The organism is Cupriavidus taiwanensis (assembly GCF_900250115.1).
Classification (GTDB): Bacteria; Pseudomonadota; Gammaproteobacteria; order Burkholderiales; family Burkholderiaceae; genus Cupriavidus; species Cupriavidus taiwanensis_B.
Map to the genome: position 1 here is coordinate 315,102 of NZ_LT984805.1, position 22,188 is coordinate 337,289.

Consider the following 22,188-nt stretch of genomic DNA (forward strand, 5'->3'; position numbering starts at 1 on the left):
GTCATGCAACTGGTACAGCACACCAGCTGCACCTGCAATCGTTTGCGCGTGTCCATTATTGTCCATCAGCCGCCATCCAGGACACGATTGAACTGCGCATTTCTGGCCGGTGGACTCTCAGATTCGCCCATCGTCGTGACGCTGATACAACTATGTCGACCGTGCGCGGGTCATTGTCCATCATTTGCCATCCTGGGCACGACGGCCCGGAACACCGTACGCCGGTGTGCGTCCAGATCCGACCATTGTCGTGCAGCTGATGCAGCAGTCCGCCAGCCGCGACGAGCTTTCTGGTTTGCGGGTTGTTGTCGAGCATGATCCAACCGGGACAAGACTCGCCCGTGCAGTTGACGCCGGTCCAACGCCAAATCCGACCGTTGTCGTGCAGTTGGTACAGCTGCCCACCACCCGCCACAATGTCGCGCGTAGCCGAATTCTGATCGAGACGCACCCAGCCGGGACAGCTCTCGCCGCTGCAGGCCTGGCCAGTGAAGCGCCACACCTGTCCGTTGCTGTGCAACTGGAAGAGCTGGCCCGCAGACGAGACGATCTTGGTCGTGCTCGGGTTGTTGTCGAGCAACTCCCAGCCAAGACAAATGTCATCAGTGCAGGGTCGGCCGATCGATCGCCAGATGCGGTCGTCGCGGTGCAGCTGATACAACCTGCCACCGCTCGCGGCAAGTGCCTTCGTGTTCGGATTGTTGTCAAGCCGTTGCCATGACGGACAAGACTCACCGGTGCAAGCCCCGCCGATTGACTGCCATATCGCGCCGTCGTTATGCAGTTGGAACAGTTTGGGCGCATGGAGTTGATACAGCAGGGCGTTCTCGCCATCTGCTGCCGCCACCAGCTTTGTACGCGGGTTGTTGTCCAGCATGTCCCAGCCTCGACAAGCTTCGCCGGCGCAAGGCGAGCCGGTGAACCTCCAGACGCGTCCGTCATGGTGCATCTGGTAGACACCGCCTGCAATAGCGGTGGAATGGAGGTTGTTGTCCATCCTCACCCAGCCCGGGCAATTTTGACCGGAGCATGCGGCGCCGTTCGAGCGCCAGATCCATCCGTTGCGGTGCCGCTGGAACAGGCCACCTGCGTTGGCACTGAAGTCGACCGTGGCGGGGTTGTTGTCAAGCTGCACCCAGCCCGGACAACTCTGGCCAGCACAGGCTTGGCCCGTCGAACGCCAGATCCGGCCGTTGAAATGCATCTGATACAGCATACCGTCCGCGGTCCGGATGGCCACGGTGGCCGGGTTGTTGTCGAGCATGCGCCAGTGCGGGCAACTGTCACCTCTGCACGGACTGCCGGTCCATTCCCAGATGCGGCCGTCCCGGTGGAGCTGGTAGAGCTTGTTGCCGTTGGCGGCGATGGCTACAGTGGCCGGGTTGTTGTCCAGCCGCTGCCAGCCCGGACAGTTTTCTCCCGAGCACGCGACGCCAGTAGATCGCCAGATCCGGCCATCGTTGTGCAGTTGATAGAGATCCGCGCCACCGGCCGCGATCGCCACCGTCTTCGGGTTATTATCGAACATCTGCCAGCCGGGGCAGCTGTCGACGTTGCAAGGTGTTCCGTTCGAGCGCCAGATGCGGCCATCGAGGTGCAACTGGTAGAGACGCTCGCCGCCAGCGGCGATCTGCACGGTGCGGATGTTGTTATCCAGCATCTGCCATCCGGGGCAGCTGTCGCCGACGCAGGGGGCTCCGGTCGAGCGCCAGATTGCGCCCGCCCAACGGCTCTCGATGTCCACGCCCACCCGCCAGACGCCGCGGCCGCGCGCGCCGACATAGACATTCATCCGTTCATTACCTAGCGATTCAAAGTGCGCAAACAGCGGCCGGGAAATGTGTGGGCGCAGCGTCGAGTTGCTGACTGGATCGGTAAGTGGCGTCCAACTCGTTCCCCCATTTGCGCTCAGGTACAGGCCCGAGTCTTGCCCACCAATGAGGATCACGCTGCGGTTGCGCGGGTTGATCGCAACCAGCGAGGCCTGCGGATAGCCATTACCGGTACCGAACGCACCAAACCCCTGCTGGACGCGGGCCAGGAATGCGCCGTTGCCCGTCAGCAGTGTGTCGATGCCGGGAACGACTGCCCAATTGGCGCCACCGTCGATCGTGCGCACCATCGAGGGTGAGGCCCCCGAAAGGTCGTTGGCGATGATGTGGTTGAAGTCGGAACGGTCGACCCCGAACGCACCGAACTGACTATTGCCATTGCGGGCCACCTGCACCCAGGCGCCGATCGAAGTCGCACCTTCGTGTCGCCAGAGCGACCCCGTGCCGCCCAGGTTGCACGCTCCGATGCCCGCGCGCAGGTAGAACACCGAGGTGCCATCGTTGCGCCTGGACACGTTGATGCCGCAGGCGTTGGCTGGCGCGCCCGTGCCCAGCGTGCGCCAGGTCACCGTATTGCTCGAGATGTTGGAGGTGAAAAAAACACCGCTGCTGGTGACCACCGCATAGCTGTTGCTGGCGTAGTTCACCAGGGATCGGTTGTCCTTGAATCCTGTGAGGCTGCCGGCCGGATAGGTTTGGATTTCAGTGCCGCTGCTCATCGCGTCGCCGTCGAGGAACATGCGCGTGGCGGGCGCCACGTTGAAGCGACAGACGGTGTAGACCACCCGACCGGCTTCGGCTTCTACATCAAAGACATCGCAACATGTCGGGCTGTTCCAGTCCCGCGTCGCTTTTCCGCCGTCGCGCGTGCCAAAGCCACCAGAGTCCTGCTGGCCGATGTAGACGCCTTTCTCGCCCTGCGCTGCGCGTTCATTGCCGGCCATCGACCAGAGCCATAGCGCGGTGACGGTCGTCGTTTGCTGCTGCCAGCGCGGGTCGTGGCAGTCTGCCCCCGTGCGCTGGTTGAAGTAGATGCCGCCGTCGTTGGAGAACAGGGCGGGGCACGCGTTGAGGCCGCTGGCCGTATTGAAGGCAATGTCACCAACGTCCCAGTGCGCCCCGGTCTGCGCGGCTGCCCACGCCGAACTGGCGGGACAACGAGCCGCCGTCGACGCTGTGTTCGTTGGCGTCGCGCAGGCCGCTCGATAGAGTTGAGTGTCTCCGAACCACAGATCGAAAGCGCGCCCGTCGCGATCGTTCACCTTCACGAACGGGATGCGCCCCTGGGGGCCGGGGTTGGAGAATTGTGTGGGCCAGGTTAGATAGCGTCAAGCAGGACGGCCGGTCCAGCGACAATCATTTTGGCCGGTTGGCCGGGATGATTGTCGGTGAGTGTTAGGTCATGGTTGTCGCTCCGTTATCGATGTCGCGGTGATTGTCGTTGTCGCTGGATGATTGTCGTCGGCGAGCAGACTGCTTGTCGCTTGCGGTGCGCCGACGGTAGCTTTCGACGTTCATTTCAAAGATCGTCGAATGGTGGACGAGTCGGTCAATCGCGGCGATGGTCATGCCGGGGTCAGGGAACACGTTGTCCCAGCCTGAGAACGGCTGGTTGGCCGTGATCAGCAGACTGCGCCGCTCATAGCGCTCGGCGATCAGTTCGAATAGGACACTGGTTTCGGCCTGGTCCTTGCGGGCGTACGACAGGTCGTCCAGGATGATCAGGTCAAAGCGGTCGAGCTTGGCCAGGGCTGCAGGTAACTGCAGGCTCTGCCTGGCTGCCTGCAGCTTCTGGACGATCTCGCTGGTACGCGTGAACAGTACCCTGTACCCAGCGTCGATCAGGGCATGCCCGATGGCCGATCCGAGGTGGCTCTTCCCACCGCCCGGCGGGCCGAAGATCAACACATTGGCACCTTTCTCCAGCCAGGAATCACCGCTCGCCAGTGCCATCACGTGCGCCTTGGAGACCATGGGCACAGCACTGAAGTCGAAGGCAGCCAGCGTCTTGGTTGGATCCAGGCGGGATTCGGTTCGGTGTCGTTCGATACGCCGCTTGGCCCGTTCGGCCAGTTCGTGTTCGAGCAAGGCGCCAAGCAGCCGGGTTGCCTGCCAGCTTTCCTTGTCGGCGCGCTGTGCGAACTCTGGCCAGAGCCGGCCAATGGTGGGCAGGCGCAGTTCGTTGAGCATCAACGTCAGGCGGGCGGCATCAATTGGGAGCGGCGCGTTCATGCTGCGACCCCCTGGCCCAGCAGGGCGTCGTAGCAACTGGTCGCCGGCATCTGGACATGGATGACGGGGTGATCGGCTTGCCGCGGCGAGAACTCCTCGCGCAGCGCTTCCAGATCCGGCAGATCACCATCGCCCAACATGGCTTCCAGGCGCACGGCCAGCACGGCTTCGATACCGTCCATGGCCGCCAGCTCAAGCAGGCCAACCATCGTCTTGCACGCGTCGCGTTGCGACAGCCGGGCATCAAGCTGCTCCCAGGTTCGCCGATAGGCCTCCCGAGGGAACAGATCGTCCCGGAACGCCAGGCCCTTGAAGGCCTGCGGCTTACGTTTGAGCCCTCAATGAAGTGCCGATAGTCGATAGCGCGGCGGGTGCTGTGCGCGGCGTGGGAGCCCCGAGGAGTGCTGAACACCATGGCTCCGGACAGGTAGCAGTCCAGTCGGTCGCCGTACACACGCACCTTCAGACGGTGACCAATCAGGCGGGACGGCGCGCTGTAGAGGATGCCGCGCACGGTGAATGTGCTGCAACGGGTGACACGCGCTTCCTCTTCGGCAAAGTCCGTCGTGCGCCGGGGAGGCAGGTCCGTCAACTGCTCGCGCTCGAGACGGAACGCCGCTGCATGACGCCGGTTACGACGCATCACGACCTCGCGCAGGAGCGCCTCATAGGCGGCTCGATCCTCGAAGTCCCGGTGGCCGCGCAGCATCAGTGCCTGGTCGACAGCCTCCTTCAGATAGCGGTGGGATGATTCCACACTGCCGTTCTCGTGGCCCAGGCCGCGGTTGTTACGGGTGCCGGTCATCCCATAGTGGTCCAGCAGGGCTTCGTAGCGCGTTGTGAAGTCCTCCTGCTCCTTCAGGTTCTTGAACGCCGCCGAGAGGCTGTCGGTGCGATGTTCTCGCGGGCAGCCGCCGGCCTGCCAGAGCGCGTTCTGCAAGCCCGAGGACAGCGCCTCGAAGCTCTCTCCGCCTTCAACCACTTGGGCGTACTCCCAGCGCGAGAACGCGAACACGAAGTGATACAGGCGGTGAGGGAATGGAACGCCGGAGATGGTGATGCCCAGCGCCTGCATATCGGTGAAGTCCGACAGTGCCCGGATCCCCGGCGCGTGTTCCTGTGGGAAGAAGACTTCTTTGGCCGGTCCAGACACAGCCCGCCACTTGCTGATGCGCCGTTCGAGCGTGCGGCGCATGCTGTCAGGGTATTGGTCGGGATGGTCGTCCTGGAGCTTGCGCAGAATGGTGATGGCTTGCAGGCGCGGCTCGCTAGCAAGCATCGGCACGACCTCGGTGTCCCAGACCTCGACGAATGGATCGGGCCGCGAGCGCCAGTAACGGCGGGGCTTCTGCGAAGGCAGTTGGCTATCACGTTCGATACGCCGGGCACTGCGCACACTGATGCCGGCCTTGGCAGCGGCAATCTCCTGGGTATGCTGTTTGCGTTTGGACATGTAGAGGCTAACCTGTTGGTCGGTAATACGGGTTCCAGACATGGACTGACCGCTTATTGATGCGATCAGCCATCGTAGAACCCGGCCAACTCGGCGCCGCCGGTGGCGGAAACTCTCCGGCGGCTACGCCGCCTCCGAGTTCCCGCCACCGGCCAAGATGTTTGTCGCTACGCCGGACAAAATGATTGTCGCCGCCCAGCCAGGTCGCGCCGCCGTCCCGGCTCTCGAAGATTTGCGTGCCGACCGAGAGGAAAATCACGTTGCCTTCGTCGGGAGAGGCTGCCAGTGAACATAAGCCTGCCGGCTCTGCACCACCACCAATGAAGGTGGCCGCATTGTCGGTGGAGCGCAGGTGCCCCTCGTCACCGCAGATGTCGACAACACCGTGGTGGACGATGACGCTCCACACTCGCATGCCCCCATAGGCTGGCGTGGGATCAATGTAGCGCCACGTGACGCCAGCATCGGTGCTGGTCGCCAGACCGCAGCTTGTGCCCACGTAAATCGTGTTCGCATTCGCGGGGTCAAACGCAATACCGAAAGCCTCGGGCTCCGTCCTGTCCACTGCGAATCGGCAATCACTCGCACTGGGGCGCGCGGTGGGAGGAACTGTCCACGTGGTGCCGCCGTCCCGACTGACGCTGATCCCGGAGTCCGGGGTCGTCTTGCCGTCGAACCGCGAGGTAGCAACGAGGATCGTGGGATTATTCGGACTGAACTTCACATCCCAGACTGCCTGCGCGCGGTGCCCGGGAACATATACCCAGTTGCGCCCGCCGTCGGTCGTTCGATACAGGCCGCCCCATTCGCTGGCCGCAAAGTAGATCTGGTTGTTGGTGGGATGCGCGCCAAGTTTGTTGACGCGCCCCCCCGCTAGCACTGTTTGCATCGGACGTGTGGCGGTCCGAATTGAGTGGGCTGATGTTGTCGATCCGCCAATTGACCTGCGCTTGGGCCACAGGGGAGCCCTGCGATCAATGCAACGCCGAAGGCGGCAATCGCCCTCCGCACACGCTGCCTGAATGGGCTACACCGCACATGTCTTCTTTGTTGTTCGCTCCCCTGCAAGGCGGCAGCAGACTGACCTTCACGCATGATCGCCTCCCCCATTTACGTTGCGATTTTTACCGCGGATTGCTTGACCGCAGGGCGCCTGGTGACAGACGCGAACCCCTTTATGTCTTCGACAAGCCGCCCTTACCTCGGCTGCACGAAATCGGCAGGGCAGACCGGTACTCGGCATACGTTCTCCGCCGCCGTCATGGTTTCGGCATCGCGCTCGTGCACGACGCGCACGCCATAGGTAAGCCCAGGTTGCATGCCTTCGATCACCACGGTGCGCTGAGGGTGCTCCCGCGCGCTTTCGACCCCCTGGGCGACCACGCGCATCTGCTCAAGCCCTCCAGTGCGAGCGTCGCGCTGGAGGGCTTCCTGGAGATCCGCGGGCAAAGTTGCCTGCGCCGAAGGCAGGACGAGCACCTGCCGCAGGCGCTGTGGAGTCAGCGCCGGATCACGGGGCACGATGCGGTTCGCCTGCACCTTGTGGAAGACAGCAGGGTTCACGAGATGTCGTAGGCGCTCCACGTCGAGGCCAGTTAGCGATAGAGCGGCGCGCATGGCTGACCGAGTCGTAGGCTTTCAGGTAGACCTCCTCGTATTTGACGCTGCGCCAAAGGCGTTCGACGAACACGTTGTCGCGCCAACTGCCCTTGCCGTCCATCGACAGTCGGATGCCGCGGTCGAGCACAGCGTCTGTGAACCCCGTCGCGGTGAACTGGCTGCCCTGGTCGGTGTTGACGATCTCCGGCGTGCCGTATTTCGCAAAGGCCTCCTCCAGCGCCTCGACAGCATGGCAGCTCTCCAGAGTGATCGCCACCCGGTGGGCCAGTACTTTGCGGCTCGCCCAGTCCACCACCGCCATCAGATACACGAAGCCCCGCGCCATCGGAATGTAGCTCGTGTCCAGCGCCCACACCTGGTTGGCGCGATCGATCGTCCGGTCGCGCAGTAGGTATGGCCAGATCTTGTGCGCCGCATGCTTGCGGCTCGTGTTGGGGCGACGGTACAGCGCCTCGATGCCCATGCGCTTCATCAGCGTGCGCACGTGCCGGCGGCCGACCGGGATGCTCTCCCGTCGCAACAGGCGGGCCAGCATGCGTGCGCCCGCGAAGGGATGCTCCAGATGCAGTTCGTCGATCCGGCGCATCAGCCTCAGATCCGCGTCGCTGATTGGACGCGGCTGGTAGTAGACGCTCGATCGGGAAATGTCGACCAGCTTGACCTGGCGGCTCACCGGCAGCGGGTGATCGCGGTCAATCATCGCTTTCCGCTCAGCAATCCCGCCTTGCCGAGCGCGTGCTCTAAAAAATCGTTCTCCAGTGTCAATTGGCCTATCTTTGCATGCAGCGCCTTCACGTCCACCGGCGGCTCGGCCGCAGTCTTGGTTTTGCCGCCGCCGAACACGTCCGCGGCGTGCTCCGCCAACTGTTGCTTCCACTCCGTGATCTGGCTCGGGTGCACGTCATACTGCTGGGCCAATTCCGCCAGCGTCTTGTCGCCCTTGAGCGCGGCCATGGCCACCTTGGCCTTGAAGGTTGCCGAGTGGGTCCGTCTGCTTCGTTTCGTCATCTTCTGGATCCTTTATGCCCGCCATTATGGCCGGCTCAGGCCCCAGCTCTTCCACTTAACCGACTGTCCGAATTTCCGCCGCCACCTGTGACACCTATCTCCGCACCTTGCTCATACACGGCGCCAGATCCGTGGTCACTCGAGGTGCGGGAACCGCCTGGCTCGACGAATTGCTCAAGCGACGTCCCTTCAACGTCGCGGTCGCTGCGGTAGCTAACAAACTCGCCAGGACCATCTGGGCAGTATTGGCCAGGCAAGGGAGATATGAGGCACACCTGCCCATAGCTGCATCATAGCCTCCCAAGCGGATACACCAGGACTGATCAACCCTTCTCAAGGAGCGCAAGCAATGATCGCATGATGGCTAACAGGTTGGACCGGGACGAGGAAGACCCGATAGGGAACGTGAGCCGCAAGGCTCGATAATCAGCTGGGTGCGGATTTCGGTGAAGGTGATCAGCGGTTTCGGCGAACGTGATCAGGGAAGGAAGGTGGTACTGCGCGGTCAGGAGATTGTAGCGTAGGTGATCACGATGCCCGTTTCTTGGCGTCGGTTGCCGTGCGCTTGCGCATGGATTCGCCTTTGAGCGCCACCTTGTGCGCCTGGTGGACCAGCCGGTCCAGGATGGCGTCAGCCAGCGTCGGATCATTCAACCACTGGTGCCAATGCTCGATCGGGAGCTGGCTTGTCACGATGGTCGAGCGGGTACCGACGCGGTCGTCCAGAACTTCCAGCAGATCGCCGCGAGCGCTTTCAGAAGGCTCCTGTAGGCCCCAGTCGTCCAGCACCAGAACATCGATGCGTGCGAGTTGCGCCAGGCGGCGCGTAAAGCTCCCGTCGCCGTGGGCGATCTGCAGTTCCTCGAACAGTCGAGGCACCCGCAGATAGAGAGCAGAGAATCCCTGTCGACAGGCCTGCTGAGCAAACGCACAGGCCAACCAGGACTTGCCGGCACCGGTCGCCCCGGTCAGGATGAGGCTCTGAGCGTTGCGGATCCAGTCGCAACTGGCCAGGGTAGCGACCAGCCGCTGATCAAGGCCGCGACTGCCGTCATAGACCACATCCTCGAGGCATGCCTGGGTGTGCTTGAGCTTGGCCGAGCGCAGCAGCCGCTCCAGGCGCCTGGTGTCGCGCCAAGCAATCTCCCGGTCGACCAGCATGGAGAAGCGTTCTTCGAACGGCAGGCTGGAACTGGCGGTCAGGGCAGACTGTTCCTCGAAGGCCCGCGCCATCCCGTCGAGCTTGAGGCCTTGAGCTGGCCGACGGTGTGTTGCATCAGCATAGTTTTCCTAATGGTAGTAGTCGGGTCCGCGCACGTTGTCGTGCATGGGGGAATGCCACTCGGTTTGCGATACCGGCAGAGTGGCTTGCCGGTCCAGATGGTTTTCAAGGATGGAGACCACAGACTTACGCGTGAGCGAGCCAATGGCGACGGCGCGAGCGCAAGCGGCTTCGAGCCGCTCCTTGCTGTACTTCTTGGCCAGACTCAGCAGACCCAGGCAGGCGCGATAGCCCATCTCGGGATGGCTCTTGTGGGTGAGCTGGTATTCGACGATGACGGCGACGTTGGGCCCAATCGAGGCTGCCCAGTTGAGCAGCCGGCCGGGCGTCCATTCGAGGTGCGCGCGGTGGGCCACCGGCATGTGTTCCTTGACCGTGCTGTGGCTGCCCTTGCGGGTATTGCGCGCGTGCAGCGCCACCCGTTTGCCACCGTACAGGATCTCGATGGTGTGGCGGGTTACGCGAGCCTCGACCGCCTTTCGCACCAGGGCATGCGGCACGCTGTAGTAGTGACCGTCGATCTCGACGTGGTAGTCGACGTTGACGCGGCATTGTTTGAACGTTGCAACTTCGTAGCGCCGCGGCGGCAGCGGTCGCAACACTGGCCGGTCCAACCGCTCGAACCACTCCCGGCGCGTGCCAGGCAGCTTCTTGAACGGTCGGTCATTCAGGTCGGCGACGAGCTTCTTGATGGCCTTGTTGAGCTCGCCCAAGCTGTAAAAGCGATGGTTGCGCAGCCGCGCCAGGATCCACCGCTCGACGATCAGCACGCCGGTCTCGACCTTGGCCTTGTCTTGCGGTTTGCGCGGCCGTGCCGGCAGCATGGCCGTGCCGTAGTGATGAACGAAGTCTTCTGCAGTTCGGGACAGCACTGGCTCGTATCGGTCAGGGCGAGCCACCAGCGCGCGCGGGTTGTCCGGCACAAGCAGCTCAGGCACGCCGCCGGCGAATTCCATCGCACAGACCATTCCCCCGATCCAGTCGGCGGTGGTCTGCCCCCGGGTGGCGCACGCGTATGTGTAATTCGACGCGCCAAGCACAGCGACGAAGATGCTGGCTTCAAACGCAAGGCCGCCTTCCGGGTCCAGAATCGGCACCATCTGACCTGCGAAGTCCGCAAACAGCTTCTCGCCGGCGCGGTGCTGCTGGCGCATGGACCGCTTGAGTGTCGCTGCCCAGTCCCGGTAACGGCAGCAGAACTGCGTGTATTGGTAAATGGGGACCCCGGGATTCGCGTCCAGGTATTCCTCCCACAGCAACTGCAGTGTCACGCCCTTGCGGCGCAGCTCGCGGTGCAGGTAGGGGAAGTCCGGCGTCACCCGTCCGCCCGGGCTGTTGGCCGGCTTCTGTGCGCCGAACAGCCGCTGCTCCAGCGTATCCTCGTTCAGGCTATCCGCCTGCGCCCAATCCAGCCCCGCTGCCTTCGCCATCGCGCGTACTGCGAAACGGCACCAACACTCACACCCGTCGCCCTAGCGATCTGCCGGTGCGAAAGGCCACACGCCCATTTCAGGCGAAGCACTTCCTTGATCTTGCGCATGGTCATCCGGTTGGCCGGCATCAGCTTGCTTCCTTGCAAAAAGGAAGCAGCGTATCGCCGGCGTTCTAGTCCATGCGCAGTCCCACCCCAGCCCTTGCCCGGCCCCATTACGGTGCGTGATCACCCGTTTCGGCTGCTTGATCACCTATTTCGGCAACGTGATCACTCGTTTCGGGATCGTGATCACCGATTTCGGCAGCGTCGTCGAAGTGATCACGTTCCGCCGAAACCAGCGAGCAGCTTCCCGCCGAAACAGGTGATCACGTTCCCCCGAAATCGCTGATCAAGCGCCCCGAAATACGCAGTCTAATTGATCGAAACGCTTTCACAACGTATCGCTCATTAGAGGTCAAAGGTGTCAACTTGTATGCCGCTTGTGACTTGGAAAAAGGGTCGCCGGTATTCAGTTCACCGATCCAACTGCTCCTCATCATGTATTTGCTTGCGCAATGTCGCGAAATGCTCCTGAAGACTTATCCCACATACTGGATGAACGCTCTCCGGAACGACGGCGGCACCGACTTTGGCCCAATCCTCTGCAGTCAGCATCTCCCCTGTTCGTGGCATGACTAGCTTTTCCTCGGAAGATAGATGATTGCGATAGTAAGCAAGATATACTGCCGCTTGCGCCACTAACACGTCTCTAGGCGTTATAACGTCCCATTCGGCGCCCTTGAAGTGGTCAAGTAGTTGGGCGCTGGTTTCCGCGATCACTAGATGTTCCTGTAGAAGTCGATTCACCACGAGCTGTATATCGGGATCTCGCTTCACCAGTAAAGAAAAAGCAACATCCTCTCGAGGGTGATGAATGCGATCGCCATAATCACACATGTACTCGACGATTTTAGCTATCAATCGATAATTAGGATGTCGTCCCTCAAAAAAAGCCCCGATTTGATTTTGGAGTAGGTCTAGTAAATGAGCGAAGTACAAATGATCATTATGCCAATCAGTAATGGTATTGTTCATTTCGTTGGCCATCCCAAGGGATGGGGTTGTTATTGGAATTTAGGTTAAAGTTTTAATTTTTTACCAAAGGCTAACATCCAGTGGCTTTAAAAAAACCAAAAATGCGAGTAAGACAGAGTCCGCGTGATGTTTAACCCGTGTCCATGCCAAGGGGATAGCGCTAGAGCAGTCAAGTTCTCCTCGTGCATTATTCCTGCGCCCCATGACCGTGATCTCATCGTTGACCGGCCGTACACCGCCACACAGCCTATCGGCTTCGTTTCCCATGAACGGAGTGATTGAGTTGTACAGATGTCTGCCATTTCGATATCGTTTGTGAGTTTCACCGGGGATATTAAATATCGGCTCTGAGCTAGGCTTCAACCGGGGGGGGCGCTCATACCATAGGCGTCGTCAAGGCAGGCTCTCAAGAAACATCCAATCGCAATATATATGCCAATGGCATGGCGCTTTGGCAATGCGCAATGTAATTAGACATCGAATGTCATAGATGCGACTGTTTGTCGTAAATCAAACGGCAGGCCGGTGTTTGACAACTGCGAAAGGCAGAACCATTTCCGGCCTGCTTCGACAGGCGGAATTGTGTGTAGGAGCTCTCAACCCTACTGTTGTGAATGGGTTGCCGTGCTGCTTTTCACACTACTGCAAGCAGGAACGCCGTGGTATATCTTCGACCAGGCCCCCGCTAAAGGCACCTCATTACACACAACTCCTGGCGGCTGGTGCTCTGCAGAAAGTCGTTTACGGTCAATGACATAGCGGGTGGGGTTGTAAACTCTTTCGGAATGTCGTTCACTCTTGCAATTTGGGCGGCACATGCAGCGAGAGGCAACGAGTTGGGCAGCGGCGGAATTCAAGGACATTGACTTGGGCGACCAGCGCCTGAACAAGCGGGCGGTGCTGCTAGCGGAGCGGCTCGCAGAGAAGCCGACGGCAAGCATACCCAGCGCATGCGGCGGCTGGGAGGAAACGGCTGCGGCGTACCGCTTCCTGGCTCAGGATGAACTGGACTGGCGCGATATTCTGGCGCCCCATTGGCAGAGTTCAGCCGAGCGGATGCGAGCTTGCGAAGTGGTGCTATGCATCCAAGACACGACGGAGCTGGACTTTAACGGCCAGGCCATCGCAGGCCTGGGACCGCTGTCGTATGAGGCGCAACGTGAGCTATATCTGCACCCGACTTACGCGGTAACGCCAGCGCGCGAACCGCTGGGCGTGCTTGACGCCTACATGGGGGCGCGCGAGCCCAAGGGTGCGGATGGCGTTCGCCCCGGCATCAAGGAAAGTACCATTGGACCGAAGGATATGAGCGGGTTGCCGAACAGGCGACCGCACTGCCTGCCACGCGACTCGTCTATGTGACTGACAGAGAGTCGGACATCATGGCGTTGATGATCAAGGCAAAGGAGTTGGGCCACCCGGCGGATTGGCTACTGCGCTCGCAGCACAATCGCACCTTGCCTGGCGGCGGCAAGCTGTGGGAGCAAGTAACTGCGGGTGAGCCAGTGGGCAGGATTCACTTCACGCTGGCAGCCCGTCAGGCTCAGCCGGCGCGCGCGGTACGGCAGCAGGTGTGGGCGCAACGTGTTGCGTTGCCTGACGCTGCAGGCGGCGTGGTGAGTGCCACTTGTATTGTCGCCCGGGAGGTCGACCCGCCGGCAGGCGTCAAGCCGATTGAATGGCGACTGCTGAGTAATCGCGAGGTGAACGACCTTGACGCGGCCGCGCAGCTTATTGACTGGTACCGCGCGCGTTGGGAGGTGGAATTGTTCTTTCATGTGCTCAAGAACGGCTGTCGAGTCGAGGCGTTGCAACTTGCATCGATGGCACGGCTTGAGCGTGCCTTGGCGCTGTTCATGGTGGTGGCATGGCGCATCGCTCGGTTGATGCGACTGGGTCGAACTTGCCCGGACCTGGATGCAGGGCTGCTGTTCGAGCGCGATGAATGGCGCGCGGCATTCAATCTCGACAAGAAGAAGCCGCCGAAGACGTCACCGCGTCTGAATGAGGTCGTGCGCTTGGTCGCTATGCTCGGCTGCTTCCTGGCGCGCAAAGGCGACGGCGAACCCGGAGTCAAGACTATCTGGCAAGGCCTGCAGCGAGTGGTGGATTTCGCCGCCGGTCTTCGGTACGCCCGTGAACTTGACGACTGAGATGTGTGTAACCAAATGCGCTAAAGGTCGGCTTCTGTCGCCCACTGCCAAAACTTAATCACAGGTAGTCTTGGGTGGCGTATACGCAAAACTCCTTTTGGGGTGTGAGGTGCATTTGCGTCTTCGACGCGAGACACTTTTAACCCCCGAGGGGCTTGATATAGGGTCGGAATCACACTATCAAGTTCCAACCTTCTCAACATATTTAATGACGAGACACCCAGTCCAATACCATATTGGCCCCTTCATCGATAGACATTGTGCATGTGTCGATGAAGATATCGGGACTTGTTGGTCTTTCATATGGCGAATCAATGCCGGTGAAGTTTTGGATCGCCCCCCGTCTGGCAAGTCGATATAGTCCTTTAGTGTCGCGAGCCTCTGCTACGGCCAATGGTGCGTGAACGTAAACTTCAGCAAAGACATGTTTCCCCGCAATTAACCTAGCAAGCTCTCGGTCGGAATGGAAGGGTGAGATAAGGCATACAAGCACTACGATGCCGGCGTCGGCCATAAGTTTGGCAACTTCAGCCACGCGCCGAACATTTTCGCGTCGATCCTCCTTGTCAAAGCCAAGATCTTTGCAAAGGCCACGCCTGACTGAGTCGCCATCAAGAATATAAGTGAGCCGCCCGCACGCATGCAGGGCTGCCTCAAGCCGGTCGGCAATTGCCGATTTCCCTGCGCCGGAGAGGCCTGTGAACCAGAGGATGGACGGGGCCTGACCAAGCAGTTGCGCTCTCGATTCCGGACCGACTCCGAAGTCGTAGATGTAAAGGTGAGGAGTGCGAGCATCGCTCATCATATTTCGTATACGTGTGTGAAATTGGACTTTGCAAACAACACGGGCGCCCGGCTTGCAAACGCGTCCTGCGAAGTCCACGTGCAAATTGGGCGAAGCTAGTTGAACGTCTACCTCTGAAACGCGTAGCTACGTCGGGAGCGATGTCGCCAATATCGGGTCTATGCTCCTTTGGAACGCACTACTGCTTCGTCCACATTCAATGTTGTGCTGCTTCCTTCCGTCTTTCTCCAAAGAATACCCTCGAACCAAACTTGTTCCACGCGCCCCCATTCACAAGCGGAAGCAGCGTCGGGGAAAAATCCTCGGCCGTGGAAATTCGCGCTTGTGTTGCAGAGCAAAGGAATACCTGTTAGCTTCTCATATTCGACCAAAAGCTCTGCTACGGGATGTTTAGAACTTCTATGGATGGTTTGCAAACGAGCAGTACCGTCAAGATGCACGACCGCAGGGATCTTGTCACGCCATTCCTTACGCGTTAGATGGTCGAAAAGCATGTAGGGGTCCGGAGTACCAGGCTCAAAGATGGACATTGCCTTATCCTCAAGGCATATTGGCGCCACCGGACGAAAATGCTCTCGATGCTTGACATCGTTCAGAAGATGTTTCATTGCAGCCGAAGTTGGGGCTGCCAAAATGCTTCTTCCGCCCAAAGCCCGAGGGCCCAATTCGGCACGACCGGCAAGAAAAATGACTGGCTTGTTATCTGCAAGTATGCGGGCGAGTTCCGAAATCGTGCACGGAAACGCAGTCCATCCCGGAGGGACGACGCCAAGTTTTGCGGAAGGCCCGCTATACACGGACCATTCCAACGGTATGAATCCCTGGTCCGCAGCCATCGCACAGCAAGCCGCACCAATTGCCGAGCCGCTGTCGTTGGGGAACGGAGGGACCCATATTGCAGCGAATAAGCCACTTTCACGTAATGCGCTATTCCATTTGATGTTTAGCGCACATCCCCCAGCAATGCACAGGTTTTGCGGAACTTGTATTGAATGACGCTGCAGCGCCATTCCGATTTCATGAACGAGAAGGCGCTCGAGGAAGACGTGAAAGGAGGCAAGCACATCTTGGTGAAGCTTCCCTTCAAGTCGAGGCACGCTAGCTTCGAAAAAATCACGGACGGGTTTCAACGAGCCTTCAGGTGCCCTAATATTCGCACGATAGCTGCGCGCCAACTCGCTGTTACCAGCGAAGTGATCGTCGTAAAGGCTGTGAAATACAGATACGATACTTTCATCGACGGACCCGAGCCCAATATAAGCCATGAGCTTGCCTGCCACGCCGAGATCCCATTCTGCTCCGCCTAGTTTCTTATAGGGACCAAAGTAGTGACCCGCCGCCGCATAGATATGGCCAACGAGGGGGAAAAGGCAGTCAACGCGGCGTGCCCCATCACGCTGCACATGGTAGAGCCTTGGGACGATGCCGCCATCCCAAACCAGACAAAGGGCGGGTTGCTCCTTTTGTGCAAACGGGCTGGTGCAGTATGCGGCCGCTACGTGCCCTGACACATGAGGAAAACTCTTGTACGGAAATGAACCTTCGCCGACCACCAAACCGTCGCCGTCAAGGGAGGCAAGGAGGTGATTGGCGTCGCTCTCAGCATACGGTGCGCCCTTTAGACTCATCGGAACAGATCCACTACGGACGTGGAATCTAGACTCCACGTCTCCGTCCCAGCCATCAATGACGAACTGGTCGATATCCACAGCGTTCAGCCCATGTTCCGCCAAAATGAGAGCGATTTCCTCAAGGTTCTCGATTTCCTGATAGCGCTTATTGTTCTCTCGCTTCTCCTGCTCGATGCAAAAAATCAATTTCCCATCTTCTACCACGGCGATGGCCCCGTCGTGCGTTAGCTTGATCCCGCAGATCCGCATGCTATTTCCTCTTTCTAACTCGGTAAACGTGTGTGTTGTGATTCGTCCGGAGATTTGCGAAATCGTGCTAGCGAGCAACCCTCAGTGAGCAATTGTCCTTTGCATTCAACGTGCTCAACTTCAGTCAACTCTTCTCTGAGCATAGCAAGCACAGTTTCTGCACCAGCAATGTGGCCCCATCTCCGGCAACTGTCGTCATGTGACGATCCGAATACCAACTGTCCGGCCGGCGCAAGCATTCCTGCGAGATTTAGAATCGTAGAACGCATTTCTTCAAGGTTATCCAAATAATAGAGAACTTCAGCGACCACGATTAGATCGAACTTGTCATGTGTCGAGAACTCTTTGACGTCTGAAACGATCCACGTAGTGTTCGCTGGCTCCTTCAGTCGTTCGCGAGTACGAGCTATCGCTTGCGGAACAACATCTATGACTGTGAGCCGTTGGCAGTGGTCCAAAAGTTTCTCCGTGAATGTCCCCGCAGCACATCCCACTTCGAGCGCATTAGTGACTCGGCCCTGCGCGAGTGACAATCGAAGCATATGTCTGTGACGTTCCTGTTCGTAAGGATTAGTGTCGAGGCGCCAGGGGTCATCTGTACTTAGTTCACGACGCAGCAATTCTAGGTTTGAAAGCATGGGAAAATCTTTCGGTTCCTAATAGTGGACCATAACGTAGGCTTCCTTCTGCTCGAAGATCGCCTACCAATCAATCCAGTAGAACTGTCTTCATAGCTCGGGTCCGTTGCGTTCGATTGTTTCGCCGCTTGGCCATTCTTGCAACGAACTGTTAATTGGCATAACCACGACGAGGACATCCTCTACCCGAGTAGACGGCAAATCCAAGTGGACGTTCGAGAGAGTTGAGCGCACACGAATTCCTTCGATGATTGTTCCTAGTCCATGTCGGCACAATCGGGAAAAGTGAGTTTTCAACTCGTGCCTGACGGTCCCGAAAGCGAACGGTATGCGAAGCTCTTGAAGCACGGGGTACATTGCGCGGATGGAATGGCTAATTCCGAATCCTTCAAGGTCCGGCCGAACTCCGTATAGACCTAGTTCGGCCACAAGCACATCGGCTGAATTTACCTTGATGAATCGTCGAAGTGCACCCATGTGTGCCGCAATCCCTTGAGAATCGTAAGCTATGGCGCGGAGCTCAGGCCGTGCGCCTGCCCAACTTCGACCGCCACTAAACGGCTTCGCATTGAAAGGCCCTGTCGGACCGTAGGTCGCTTTGAAAAACTCAGCCAATTCCAAATGGTCGGAGAGTTCAAGATCATTTTCCCAGCGTAGTTTCCACTGAACTTTTGGCGACGACATAAAAGTAACCTATTGGAAGAGTAATAGGCCAACCACAGTCACCTGGCGACCAATTAATTAAGTTGAGGCACAAAACTACGCATTGCTCGTGCGATGGTTTGAGCCATTCTAGGCTTCGAAATAGCTTGTATGCGGCCCCCCGCTGAAATGGCGCTTTAGCTCCACGAAGTTGCATACCGTCTCTCGCAGAGGTCGCATTTCCTGACGCCGAAGGGCCGTGCGTACTGAGCATGCGTGCGGAGATGTTCCAAGGAAGAACCAAATTGCGTCGAGGCAGGGGGCTGGATCGCGCAGTAGATCCTCATAGTCGATAGTCATAATCCGATCTCGCTGAAAGGAATTCGCGACGAGAGTGTGGAAGTCGTCAGCGATCCTGAAGTAGGCTTCGCATTCATCGATGGTCAACGTTACGTTGGGTGGAACGGCCAAGGAGTGGCACGTACCGTACTGTAGCCATTGACCACTTGTCCTTGCCTGAACGAGGGATCGCAGCGACTCCAGAGAATTTCTGCGGACAAATATCGCGCGAAGATGTGGCCAACCGATCAAGGTTTCAAAGAATCCTGGCCGCTCGCGGAACTGCGGTTGGTTAATCTTGCAGCCAACGTGGGTGAGCGCCGTCTTTCCAGAGCGGGTAGGGTAATATTGATAAGCTAGCTCAAGAAGGTCCCTATCGCTACGTAGGAGTCGGCTATTATCTGGCCAGTTCATATCGTACGGATTGAGCAATTCTCCGTTGCTCGACACATTTGGATGCAAATTCAGCAATTCTTCCAGATAGTGCGTACCTGTTCTGGGCATCCCAAGGATTACGAATGGTGCGGCTGTTGGCATGATTTCGCTAAAGAGTTGCACAGATATACATCAAGTGGTTAGCGGCGGTAGAAGGATTTGACCTATATTCAAATTCATCCTGGTCAGAGTGTCGATGCGATCATCAAGACATCAGACGCCGGCGAACAAGGTTTGTCGATAGGAAGAAGGGCACTATTGCGTAAAGGCAAAGTACGGACACATGCAGACCGACGCTCGCCGACGGGCGTCCAAGCATCGCGGGGCGGATGAGTTCGACGGAATGGGAAAGTGGAAGGGCTCTCGAAACAAGATGAAGGGCCCCTGGCAACTGTTCTACTGGGAAAATGACACCACTCAGGAAAAGCATCGGTGTGAGGACAAGCGTTTGGTAGAACACAAAGTAATCGTAACTCGGCGCAATCGCGACGAGGACCATAGCAAGGCTTGCAAATGCGAAGCCAGTTAGAACAATGACCGGTATTAGTAAAAAAATATTCGAGAGATCGGCATAGCCCAATGTTGCGGCAACCCCAGCCACCGCGGTGCCTGCCAATAGGGCTTTGCTGGCCGCCCACGTCATTTCACCGAGTACGACGTCGCCAACCGTAAGCTTTGTGCACAGGACTGCTTCCCACATGCGCTGCGTGTGCATCCGAGAGAAGGCCGCATAGATTGTCTCGACCGTTGCGGAAGTCATTGCACTCGCAGCAACCATACCGGCTGTCAGAAACGAAATATATGCAGATCCTTCAACGTGATCTATCAGTACCCCAACTCCGAAGCCAAGGCCGAACAGATACATCATTGGATCTGCAAGATTGCCAATTAGGGAAACGAGAGCAGCCTTCCGCCATGCTAAGAAATTACGGCGCCATACCGTACGCCAGTTCCAAGCGTTCGCGGGCAAAGTCATCATGAGTACGTCACGCATTATTTATTCCCTGATCTCACGTCCGGTTAGCCGCAGGAATACGTCCTCCAAATTTGCGGGGCGTTGTAGGACGCGCAGGCCAGAAAGCTCGCGTAAAGGTACCCGAATCTGTTCCAAATCGGAGGCGTAGCAGAACAGCGTCTCGCCGCTTACCTCGGTGCGGGGACCGTAGGGTGCTAGTAATGAACGCAGCTCGTGTGGTTTGCCGCCATATACTTCTAGCACTTCGGTACCGATTTGTTTCTGGACCAGACCCTGCGGAGTTCCCTCAACGAGCTTGCATCCGTCCTCTATTACGCAAAGCTGGTCGCACAACCGCTCCGCCTCTTCCATGAAGTGAGTAGTGAGAAGAATAGTCTTGCCCTTCGTTAGCAGCGAGCGTAATCGCTCCCAAATCAGGTGGCGCGCATGAGGATCCAAGCCGGTTGTGGGTTCGTCCATTACCAGAAGTTGGGGATCATTGATCAGGGCGCGCGCGATAGTCAATGCCCTTTTCATGCCGCCTGACAGTTCCGTGACGCGAGCATGGGATTTTGTTTCAAGATGCGCGAACTCAAGCAGAGATGGAATCGCCGCCTCGATCTCGGCTGTGGTCATGCCAAAGTAGCGTCCAAAGACAATCAGGTTCTCGCGTACCGTAAATCCTGGTTCCAGATTGTCGAATTGCGGAACTACGCCGATGCGAGCGCGAGCTCGGCGTGCTCGTATTGGTACGGGCTCTCCCAAGACTGTGATCGTGCCGCCGTCAGGCATTGCCATTCCCAGAACCATTCGAGCAATCGTGCTTTTACCAGCGCCGTTAGGGCCCAACAAGCCAAAGCATTCGCCAGTTTTCACACAAAAGGATAGATCATTGACGACAGGCTTGCCGCCATATGACTTTCTAACGCCGGAGAACTCGATCGCTGCGGTGGACATGAAGCTCGGGAATAAAAGTGTGTTGTTGTCTACTGAAGGAAGCTCGAACAAGTAATATCTATCCTACTCGGTATAATATTCATTTCCCGATGTCACGCACGTAGAGGGCAAACATTTATTACCAGTAATTTCAGAACGAGAAGTTGAATGCGTTTCGCCAGCTGTATATTTTTCCGGAGATTCCGATGATGGATAGACGGACTTATCGTGCGAACTGTTTAATGCCTCGCCTCGCGACAGCCAATCGCTATTTCCGAGCGTGCACAATGCGTAGGCCTTCACCGGAAGTAGAAGGAACAGGTTGATCAGGGTATGCGCCGAGAATCCAAAAAATCTCAGCTGTCGAGCGCGAATAGCCGCTACGGTGGACCGAACGAACGTCATTGAGGCAATTGTTATGCACGCCGGCCAAGGAATTGTTGCCGTCATCACAAACTGTGCAAGTCCACTGATGACTGAGATCGCTAGCAATAGCGAACCAACGTTCTGCGCAAGGGTGTCCAGCGTAAGAAAGCCATTGAGGTGGGGCAACAGACGTAGCGAGAGGAGCGTGTCACGGTATGTGCTGCGTGCCCACCGGAGCTGTTGTCGAAGATACGGTATGAGCTTATCTGGCACAACAGTAGCCGCGATAGCGTTAGGAACATACTCTGTTCGATAGCCTGCAGTCAGCATGAGAATCGTCAAATGGCGATCTTCACCAAAATCACTTTGCTTGCCCCGGAAGAACTGGGTTTCGTATTTGTCAAGAAGACGAAGAAGCGCGGAGCGACGGTATATCGCACAAGGACCGCAGCAGCACATAACGGCGCCAAATCTTCCCTGAGCCGCTCGCTCCTCGTTACATGCGAGCCAGTACTCCATGTCGATCAATCGAGTCAACCACGACTGCTTTCGATTACTGGCTGTCAACTGTCCCATGGCGGCACCAATCGATCTGTCCCGCATCTTGAGTACAAGGTTTTTTACGACATCATGGGCCAGCGTCGTATCTGAGTCGACGTTAAGTATGAGCTCTCCATACGAGGAACGTATTGCGGCGATCTGTGCTTTACGTTTACCCACGTTCTTGGGAAGAAGAATAAAGTTAAACCTCGGATCTTCCTCATAGTCCCGGTAGACCGCGCCCAACGCATCACGGTTACTTGAGCCGTCATCAATTACATAAACGTTCAATACTCCGGCATACTCCTGCTTTGCGATTGAAGTAAGGCAAGCTCTGAGCGTGGCCGGGTTTTCGTTGAAGCAGGGCACAATAACGTCGACGTCCGGCCGCCATTCCGGATCAACGACCTTGGTTGACGCAGGAGTACACCGTGTTGGTCGACTATGCAGAACCTGTGCGCTCTTATAAATGGTGGATAGGAGTGCGTACAATAAAACAGAAGTCGTGTTGATTGCGGCCGGAATATTCATCTTTGTCGTTTTGTCAGGGGGGCGTTAAGAAA

At 58.0% G+C, this 22,188-nt stretch carries 15 protein-coding genes and 5 pseudogenes; 3 read left to right on the forward strand and 17 right to left on the reverse strand.

Annotated elements, in window-relative coordinates; all coding sequences use genetic code 11:
* Positions 1-55 precede the first annotated feature (55 nt).
* From CBM2586_RS30555 to CBM2586_RS32320, 6 genes and pseudogenes are all read right to left on the reverse strand, one after another.
* Positions 56-3,100, reverse strand: coding sequence for a hypothetical protein (locus CBM2586_RS30555; RefSeq protein ID WP_240988751.1), 3,045 nt, complete (start codon positions 3,098-3,100; stop codon positions 56-58).
* Positions 3,101-3,227: 127 nt separating this feature from the next.
* Positions 3,228-4,064, reverse strand: a complete 837-nt coding sequence (gene istB, locus CBM2586_RS30560; protein ID WP_012354406.1) for an IS21-like element helper ATPase IstB — start codon at positions 4,062-4,064, stop codon at positions 3,228-3,230.
* Positions 4,061-5,559: pseudogene (gene istA, locus CBM2586_RS30565) on the reverse strand (IS21 family transposase). Before istA (CBM2586_RS30565) ends, istB (CBM2586_RS30560) begins: the two are co-directional and overlap by 4 nt.
* Positions 5,525-6,406, reverse strand: a complete 882-nt coding sequence (locus CBM2586_RS32315; RefSeq protein WP_012354653.1) for a WD40/YVTN/BNR-like repeat-containing protein — start codon at positions 6,404-6,406, stop codon at positions 5,525-5,527. Before CBM2586_RS32315 ends, istA (CBM2586_RS30565) begins: the two are co-directional and overlap by 35 nt.
* Positions 6,407-6,714: 308 nt before the next feature.
* Positions 6,715-7,080 (reverse strand): hypothetical protein, encoded by a 366-nt coding sequence (locus tag CBM2586_RS30575; RefSeq protein WP_145987298.1) that lies wholly within the window; start codon positions 7,078-7,080, stop codon positions 6,715-6,717.
* A 28-nt stretch (positions 7,081-7,108) separates the two neighbouring features.
* Positions 7,109-8,145 (reverse strand): annotated as a pseudogene (locus CBM2586_RS32320) (IS3 family transposase); the annotation flags it as partial.
* An 89-nt stretch (positions 8,146-8,234) separates the two neighbouring features.
* Between CBM2586_RS32320 and CBM2586_RS30590 the strand changes: the two are divergent.
* A pseudogene (locus CBM2586_RS30590) lies at positions 8,235-8,441 on the forward strand (IS110 family transposase); the annotation flags it as partial.
* A 232-nt stretch (positions 8,442-8,673) separates the two neighbouring features.
* Here the strand turns inward: CBM2586_RS30590 and istB (CBM2586_RS30595) are convergent.
* Both istB (CBM2586_RS30595) and istA (CBM2586_RS30600) read right to left on the reverse strand, forming a co-directional pair.
* Positions 8,674-9,378, reverse strand: coding sequence for an IS21-like element ISRme9 family helper ATPase IstB (istB, locus tag CBM2586_RS30595; protein WP_116342723.1), 705 nt, complete (start codon positions 9,376-9,378; stop codon positions 8,674-8,676).
* A gap of 57 nt (positions 9,379-9,435) precedes the next feature.
* Positions 9,436-10,988, reverse strand: a pseudogene (gene istA / locus CBM2586_RS30600) (IS21-like element ISRme9 family transposase).
* A gap of 95 nt (positions 10,989-11,083) precedes the next feature.
* Between istA (CBM2586_RS30600) and CBM2586_RS30605 the strand changes: the two are divergent.
* Positions 11,084-11,227: a hypothetical protein gene (locus CBM2586_RS30605; RefSeq protein ID WP_198053012.1), complete on the forward strand. Its 144-nt coding sequence runs from the start codon at positions 11,084-11,086 to the stop codon at positions 11,225-11,227.
* Positions 11,228-11,375: 148 nt separating this feature from the next.
* On the opposite strand, the gene CBM2586_RS30610 is transcribed toward CBM2586_RS30605, so the two are convergent.
* Positions 11,376-11,936, reverse strand: coding sequence for a hemerythrin domain-containing protein (locus CBM2586_RS30610; RefSeq protein WP_115671149.1), 561 nt, complete (start codon positions 11,934-11,936; stop codon positions 11,376-11,378).
* An 816-nt stretch (positions 11,937-12,752) separates the two neighbouring features.
* Here CBM2586_RS30610 and CBM2586_RS30615 point away from each other — a divergent pair.
* A pseudogene (locus tag CBM2586_RS30615) lies at positions 12,753-14,089 on the forward strand (IS4 family transposase).
* A gap of 205 nt (positions 14,090-14,294) precedes the next feature.
* On the opposite strand, the gene cysC reads toward CBM2586_RS30615, so the two are convergent.
* The 8 genes from cysC to nodC all read right to left on the reverse strand — a co-directional run bounded on the left by cysC (position 14,295) and on the right by nodC (position 22,156).
* Positions 14,295-14,891, reverse strand: coding sequence for an adenylyl-sulfate kinase (cysC, locus tag CBM2586_RS30620; RefSeq protein WP_232348030.1), 597 nt, complete (start codon positions 14,889-14,891; stop codon positions 14,295-14,297).
* Positions 14,892-15,052: 161 nt separating this feature from the next.
* Complete coding sequence (nodU, locus tag CBM2586_RS30625; protein ID WP_012354659.1) at positions 15,053-16,774, reverse strand: nodulation protein NodU; 1,722 nt, start codon at positions 16,772-16,774, stop codon at positions 15,053-15,055.
* A gap of 14 nt (positions 16,775-16,788) precedes the next feature.
* Positions 16,789-17,412 carry a nodulation methyltransferase NodS gene (nodS, locus tag CBM2586_RS30630; RefSeq protein WP_012354660.1) on the reverse strand — a complete coding sequence of 208 codons (624 nt, stop codon included), beginning with the start codon at positions 17,410-17,412 and terminating at the stop codon, positions 16,789-16,791.
* Between the two features lie 90 nt (positions 17,413-17,502).
* On the reverse strand, positions 17,503-18,096 hold the full coding sequence (locus CBM2586_RS30635; protein WP_012354661.1) for a NodA family N-acyltransferase: 594 nt from the start codon (positions 18,094-18,096) through the stop codon (positions 17,503-17,505).
* Positions 18,097-18,204: 108 nt separating this feature from the next.
* Complete coding sequence (locus CBM2586_RS30640; RefSeq protein ID WP_081479546.1) at positions 18,205-18,930, reverse strand: sulfotransferase; 726 nt, start codon at positions 18,928-18,930, stop codon at positions 18,205-18,207.
* A 103-nt stretch (positions 18,931-19,033) separates the two neighbouring features.
* Positions 19,034-19,822, reverse strand: a complete 789-nt coding sequence (locus CBM2586_RS30645) for an ABC transporter permease (protein WP_012354663.1) — start codon at positions 19,820-19,822, stop codon at positions 19,034-19,036.
* A 3-nt stretch (positions 19,823-19,825) separates the two neighbouring features.
* Entirely contained in the window at positions 19,826-20,740 is a 915-nt protein-coding gene (nodI, locus tag CBM2586_RS30650; protein WP_012354664.1) for a nodulation factor ABC transporter ATP-binding protein NodI, read from the reverse strand.
* A gap of 63 nt (positions 20,741-20,803) precedes the next feature.
* Entirely contained in the window at positions 20,804-22,156 is a 1,353-nt protein-coding gene (gene nodC / locus CBM2586_RS30655) for a chitooligosaccharide synthase NodC (RefSeq protein WP_012354665.1), read from the reverse strand.
* Positions 22,157-22,188: the final 32 nt, after the last annotated feature.

Excerpts from the sequence above, each read along its gene's own strand:
- istB (WP_012354406.1), bottom strand. The coding sequence starts at position 4,064 with ATGAACGCGCCGCTCCCAATTGATGCCGCCCGCCTGACGTTGATGCTC.
- CBM2586_RS32315 (WP_012354653.1), bottom strand. The coding sequence starts at position 6,406 with ATGCAAACAGTGCTAGCGGGGGGGCGCGTCAACAAACTTGGCGCGCAT.
- istB (WP_116342723.1), bottom strand. The coding sequence starts at position 9,378 with ATGGCGCGGGCCTTCGAGGAACAGTCTGCCCTGACCGCCAGTTCCAGC.
- CBM2586_RS30610 (WP_115671149.1), bottom strand. The coding sequence starts at position 11,936 with ATGAACAATACCATTACTGATTGGCATAATGATCATTTGTACTTCGCT.
- cysC (WP_232348030.1), bottom strand. The coding sequence starts at position 14,891 with ATGAGCGATGCTCGCACTCCTCACCTTTACATCTACGACTTCGGAGTC.
- nodU (WP_012354659.1), bottom strand. The coding sequence starts at position 16,774 with ATGCGGATCTGCGGGATCAAGCTAACGCACGACGGGGCCATCGCCGTG.
- nodS (WP_012354660.1), bottom strand. The coding sequence starts at position 17,412 with ATGCTTTCAAACCTAGAATTGCTGCGTCGTGAACTAAGTACAGATGAC.
- CBM2586_RS30635 (WP_012354661.1), bottom strand. The coding sequence starts at position 18,096 with ATGTCGTCGCCAAAAGTTCAGTGGAAACTACGCTGGGAAAATGATCTT.
- CBM2586_RS30640 (WP_081479546.1), bottom strand. The coding sequence starts at position 18,930 with ATGCCAACAGCCGCACCATTCGTAATCCTTGGGATGCCCAGAACAGGT.
- CBM2586_RS30645 (WP_012354663.1), bottom strand. The coding sequence starts at position 19,822 with ATGCGTGACGTACTCATGATGACTTTGCCCGCGAACGCTTGGAACTGG.
- nodI (WP_012354664.1), bottom strand. The coding sequence starts at position 20,740 with ATGTCCACCGCAGCGATCGAGTTCTCCGGCGTTAGAAAGTCATATGGC.
- nodC (WP_012354665.1), bottom strand. The coding sequence starts at position 22,156 with ATGAATATTCCGGCCGCAATCAACACGACTTCTGTTTTATTGTACGCA.